The sequence below is a fragment of the Candidatus Cloacimonadota bacterium genome (assembly GCA_011372345.1).
Classification (GTDB): domain Bacteria; phylum Cloacimonadota; class Cloacimonadia; order Cloacimonadales; family TCS61; genus DRTC01.
Window position 1 is genome coordinate 1 of sequence record DRTC01000351.1, and the last position, 4,968, is coordinate 4,968.

The window sequence follows — 4,968 nt, forward strand, 5'->3', positions numbered from 1 at the left end:
CCCTCATAATTAATAAATTAAAATCTGCTTGTTTGATAAATTTGAAATTCTAATTCGTTTTATAATGGTGAATATCGAACTGCGAAACTTAAGTTAATAATGATATTTCTTCCCTTCGCTGATCGAAAATGCTCGATATAATTGCTCCATCAAAATCAATCTGATCATTTGATGGGTAAAAGTAAAATTAGAAAAACTCAAAATCAGGTTCGTTTTTTTCAGTATTTTTTCTGAAATTCCGTAAACTCCCCCGACCATAAAAATAATATTTTTATTGATTTTGGAAATATATTTGGAAAATTCGAGAGAAGTGAATTGCTTCCCTTTTTCATCAAGAACAATAATAAAATCATCTTTTATCAAATGTTTTTCGAGAATTTCTGCTTCTTTATTTTTTACGATTTCGATCGTATTTGTTTTTGTCAGGGCAATATCCGGTAAGATATTTAATTCTATTTTCGCATATTTTGAAATTCTTTTCTGATATTCCTTAATTCCATCCTCAATGAATTTTTGTTTGGATTTTCCTAAACAGATGATTTTTATTTTCATAAATCAAAAAATACTTATTTTTCCGTTTTGTTGGTTTTGCTGTGTCCGACTTTTAACGAATTCGTTACTAAATCATGCACTCAAAATCCCCAAAGCCATCGACAAAAATTTCGTTTCCGCATCATCTGCCCGGGAAGCGATCAGAATTGGAACTTTTGCTCCCATCACCACATGACAAACTCGATAATGACAATAATAAGTTAATGCTTTCCCGAAAATATTTCCTGCTTCAATATTGGGAACCACCAATACATCAGCATCTCCTGCAACTTCCGATTTTATCCCTTTCATTTCCGCTGCTTTTTTACTGACGGCATTATCAAAAGCAAGAGGACCATCGATCACACAATCCTTGATCTGACCGCGTTTATTCATAGTTGTGATGATTGCTGCTTCCACTGTCGATGGAATTTTATCATTCACAGCTTCAGTATGAGTTAATAAAGCTACTTTGGGATTCTTGTTCCCAAGTCCGTGAGCAACTTCGACACAGTTCTTCACGATCGAAATTTTCTCCTTTAATCCCGGAAGAGGAATAAATCCTCCATCACCCATTAAAACAACTTTTTCCGGAGTTTCGTAAGCCAGAACATCGCTCATGGTATTTCCGGTTCGAAGCCCGTTTTCTTTATCGAGAACAGATTTAAGGAGAGTTCCTGTATCACATTTTCCTTTTAAGATCAAATGACCTTTTCCTTCTTTTACCAGCTCAACTGCTTTTTTTGCTCCATAATTCAGGTCGATTCCAGTATCGATTATCTCAAATGAATCCGAAAATTCAGGAGCTTTTTCTGTTAAATACTTCGATATCGTGTCTTTATCACCTGTTAAAATACAATTAGCTAAATTCTCTTTTTTTGCCATGATCGCAGCTTCGATCGCAGTTGGTGAATGTGCAGCAGCGATGATAACGGTCTTGTTTTTCATATTCCTGACTTTGTCCAATAATTCATCAAAATTTTTTATCATTCTATCCTCCAAGATCATCTTTATAACTTTACTTATAATAACTTTTTAAACTGTTTCTACGGTCAAGAAAATTATTATTTTAATCTAAAAAACATCTCTAACTATTTACAATTCAATCAATTGAAATAACTTGACATCAAACAATGCTTTTTTTCTTTTGCTTCAAAAATTGTAAAAAAGGGGAAAATGGTTTTTATGAAGAAGTGGCATTTAACTCTATCAGCGACAGATTCTTCAAATACAAAAAACATCAGAATATCTAAAAATACCATACTTTTTTTGGGCATATCTACTTTTGTTTTTTTAATGCTGCTAATCGGATCAATATTTTATGTTATTCAAAACCAGTATAAGATTTATGAAGCCCATCAGATACTGGAAGAAAATGATCAATTAAAAGATAAGATTTACAGTCTTTCCTCAGAGATAGATTCAATTCTTGTTAAATTGAAATTGATGGAGGAATGGGAAGATAAAGTCCGTTCGGATAAGAATTTCAAAGAAATTAACAAAGATATTAGAAATATGGGTATGGGAGGTATTCCGCAAATCGATTCTACTTTTATCAATCTTGGAAAAGAGTTTAACCTGAATTATAATCATACTTTGAACAAATTAAACCAATTAAAAAGCAAAGTGGATTTCGACCTGAAAACTCACCATGAACTTGCTGATAAAGTAGAACTAAAAAAGCTTTTGTATTTGCAAACTCCCTCGATTTATCCAACTTACGGTCGCATCTCGGATACTTATGGTTGGAGAAAACATCCAATCACAGGGAAAAGATCTTTTCATAAAGGAATCGATTTTGGGAATGTCAGCGGAACTCCAATCTATGCAACGGCAGATGGGATAATAAAAAAATCGAGTCGGGAAAAATACTTCGGGAAATATATTGTTATTACACACAAATTTGGATATCAGACAAAATATGCTCATCTCCAGAAATCTTTCGTTAAAAGCGGTCAAACCGTTAAAAGAGGTGAGATCATCGGATTGATGGGAAATTCCGGTCGCTCAACAGGAAATCATCTTCACTATGAAGTTCTGAGATATAACCAGAATCGAAATCCCTACAAATATTTGAATAAATCCGAAGACGAAATAGTATTATCCAAAAAATAATCCGATCAATATATTTTGAAAAAAGCATATCTTTTTACAAACAGTTCAAATGCGAATTTTACTCAAGTAATAAACTCAATTCAAGAAGAAGATATTGTTATTGGAATAGATGGTGGAGCAAATTTTCTCTACCAAAACAAAATTTCTGCAGACTTGGTGATCGGAGATATGGATTCGATCAAACCGGAAGTTTTATCTTTTTTTAAGAAAAACACTAAAATTGAAATCTTTCCTTCCGAAAAAGATGAGACAGATTCGGAAATCGCTTTGAAATGGTGCAGAAAACTCGGAATTAAAGAAATTATTTTCTTAAATTCTCTTGCAGAAAGATTCGATCATTCTTTAGGATTGCTGTCATTACTTTGTTCAGCAAAGAAATACGGTCTATCTGCAGCGATTCAAAATGATTTCCAGAAAGTTTTTCTCGCTGACAGATCATGCTTTTTCAATATTGAAAAAGGAACGATACTTTCTATGATTCCTATCACTGAAAAAGTTGAATCTCTTACTACATCCGGTTTGAAATATCAATTAGAGAATGAAAATCTTTATCGAGATTCAACCCGCGGGATTAGTAACGAATGTGTTCAAAACAAGATTAAAATTACTTATGAAAAGGGTGAATTGCTAATTGTGCTAACCCCAAAACAGGTGTCATCATGAAAGAAGATATGAAATTTGAAGAAGCTCTTAAAAAATTGGAAGAAATTGTTTCCAGTCTGGAAAATGGAATTGACGAACTGGATAAAGTCGTTAGTTTGTTTGAAGAAGGTTCGGAGCTTGTTCGGTATTGTAACAAGAAACTCGAGAAAGTGGAGAACCAGATCGAAGTTCTTTCAAGCAAATTGAATAAATCCGAAAATGATGAGAAGAGGAATAATGAGTAGCGATAAAATGCTTCTGAAAAAAGATATTAAAGAAAAAAGGGAGCAGGTAAACATTGCGATGGATCGTTTCCTGCCGCGCAAAGATGAATATCCAAAGCAAATACATAAAGCTATTCGTCATACTTTATTTGCCGGAGGAAAAAGACTTCGTCCTTATTTAATGTTGAATACATACCAGCTTTTTGAAGATGATATTAAAGACATTTTACTTGTTGCCGGAGCTCTTGAACTGCTTCATACATATACTCTGATCCATGATGATCTTCCGGAAATTGATAATGATGAATACAGACGCGGGAAAAAAGCCTGTCATGTTCTTTTCGGTTCTGATATTGCTCTCCTTGCCGGTGATGCTCTTCTCGTTAATGCTTTTGATGCCATAAATTCAACTGAATTGGATGATAAAATAAAACTTACTCTCATTCGGGAATTAGCGATCGCAGCCGGTCATACAGGTTTGATCGCAGGACAAATGGTCGATATTGAAAGCGAAGGAAAAAAGGTTTCAGCAAAAATACTCGATTTTATCCACTACAATAAAACAACTCGCTTGATCAATCTTTCTATTAGATTTGGTTGTTTGCTGGCTGATGCTCCTGAGGAAGATTTCAAACGAATGGAAAAAGTCGGTAATAAACTTGGTTTAGCGTTCCAGATTACAGATGATATCCTGGATATTGAAGGAACACAAGCAACTTTAGGAAAAACTATCGGTAAGGATGCTAAATTGAAAAAAGCAACTTATCCCGCAATTCATGGTATGGAAAAATCAAAAGAAAAAGCAGAAAAATTGATTGAAGAAGTAAAAGGACTGCTCGATCATTATGGTGAAAAAGCGGAAACCTTGAAGTTACTTGCTGATTTTATCATGACCAGAAAATTTTAATTTTTTCCTTTTCCATAATTAATAATCACCCCAAATGATTGAATTAAAAATCAGGAAACTTCATCCTAGCGCAAAACTTCCTCAAAAAATGACCGAACATGCAGCTGGTTACGACCTTTATTCCGCAAATAGTGATGATGTAATTTTAAAACCTGGAAAAATAGAATTGATCCCAACCGGAATTGCGATCAGTTTACCACCGGATTATGAAGCACAGATTCGTCCGAGAAGCGGACTGGCGACCAATCACCTGATTGGAGTATTGAATTCACCCGGCACGATCGATGCAGATTATCGCGGAGAGATAAAAGTGATCTTATTTAATTTTGGAAAGAAGAATTTTGTGATCAAACCGCATACCCGAATCAGTCAGATGGTCATCTCAAAATATGAAAATGTAAATTTTATCGAAACAGAAATACTCGATGATACTAAACGAGGAATTGGCGGATTTGGTCATACCGAATATTAAGCTATGAATGGAATAACCAGAAAAATTAAAAGACTTAAAAAACTGAAAAATGCAATAATTCTTGCTCATAATTATCA

General features: G+C 34.0%; 7 protein-coding genes. 5 read left to right on the top strand and 2 right to left on the bottom strand.

Going from position 1 to position 4,968, the window contains the following annotated elements; translation table 11 throughout:
* Positions 1 to 93 precede the first annotated feature (93 nt).
* Entirely contained in the window at positions 94 to 552 is a 459-nt protein-coding gene (locus tag ENL20_06765) for a 23S rRNA (pseudouridine(1915)-N(3))-methyltransferase RlmH (GenBank protein HHE38258.1), read from the bottom strand.
* A 72-nt stretch (positions 553 to 624) separates the two neighbouring features.
* Positions 625 to 1,521 (bottom strand): bifunctional enoyl-CoA hydratase/phosphate acetyltransferase, encoded by an 897-nt coding sequence (locus ENL20_06770; GenBank protein ID HHE38259.1) that lies wholly within the window; start codon positions 1,519 to 1,521, stop codon positions 625 to 627.
* Positions 1,522 to 1,707: 186 nt separating this feature from the next.
* On the opposite strand from ENL20_06770, the gene ENL20_06775 reads away from it, so the two are divergent.
* The 5 genes from ENL20_06775 to ENL20_06795 are packed head-to-tail and all read left to right on the top strand — an operon-like array spanning position 1,708 to position 4,891.
* Positions 1,708 to 2,646 (top strand): M23 family metallopeptidase, encoded by a 939-nt coding sequence (locus ENL20_06775; protein HHE38260.1) that lies wholly within the window; start codon positions 1,708 to 1,710, stop codon positions 2,644 to 2,646.
* Positions 2,647 to 2,658: 12 nt separating this feature from the next.
* Entirely contained in the window at positions 2,659 to 3,309 is a 651-nt protein-coding gene (locus tag ENL20_06780) for a thiamine diphosphokinase (protein HHE38261.1), read from the top strand.
* Positions 3,310 to 3,317: 8 nt separating this feature from the next.
* Positions 3,318 to 3,533 carry an exodeoxyribonuclease VII small subunit gene (gene xseB, locus ENL20_06785; protein ID HHE38262.1) on the top strand — a complete coding sequence of 72 codons (216 nt, stop codon included), beginning with the start codon at positions 3,318 to 3,320 and terminating at the stop codon, positions 3,531 to 3,533.
* The gene (locus tag ENL20_06790; GenBank protein HHE38263.1) at positions 3,526 to 4,419 is read left to right on the top strand and encodes a polyprenyl synthetase family protein; all 894 of its coding nucleotides are present in this window, start codon (positions 3,526 to 3,528) and stop codon (positions 4,417 to 4,419) included. Before xseB ends, ENL20_06790 begins: the two co-directional genes overlap by 8 nt.
* Positions 4,420 to 4,453: 34 nt before the next feature.
* Complete coding sequence (locus ENL20_06795; GenBank protein HHE38264.1) at positions 4,454 to 4,891, top strand: dUTP diphosphatase; 438 nt, start codon at positions 4,454 to 4,456, stop codon at positions 4,889 to 4,891.
* Positions 4,892 to 4,968: the final 77 nt, after the last annotated feature.

What these genes read in the sequence shown, in the direction of transcription:
- ENL20_06770 (HHE38259.1), bottom strand. Translation starts at nt 1,521, where the DNA reads ATGATAAAAAATTTTGATGAATTATTGGACAAAGTCAGGAATATGAAA.
- ENL20_06795 (HHE38264.1), top strand. Translation starts at nt 4,454, where the DNA reads ATGATTGAATTAAAAATCAGGAAACTTCATCCTAGCGCAAAACTTCCT.
- xseB (HHE38262.1), top strand. Translation starts at nt 3,318, where the DNA reads ATGAAATTTGAAGAAGCTCTTAAAAAATTGGAAGAAATTGTTTCCAGT.
- ENL20_06765 (HHE38258.1), bottom strand. Translation starts at nt 552, where the DNA reads ATGAAAATAAAAATCATCTGTTTAGGAAAATCCAAACAAAAATTCATT.
- ENL20_06775 (HHE38260.1), top strand. Translation starts at nt 1,708, where the DNA reads ATGGTTTTTATGAAGAAGTGGCATTTAACTCTATCAGCGACAGATTCT.
- ENL20_06790 (HHE38263.1), top strand. Translation starts at nt 3,526, where the DNA reads ATGAGTAGCGATAAAATGCTTCTGAAAAAAGATATTAAAGAAAAAAGG.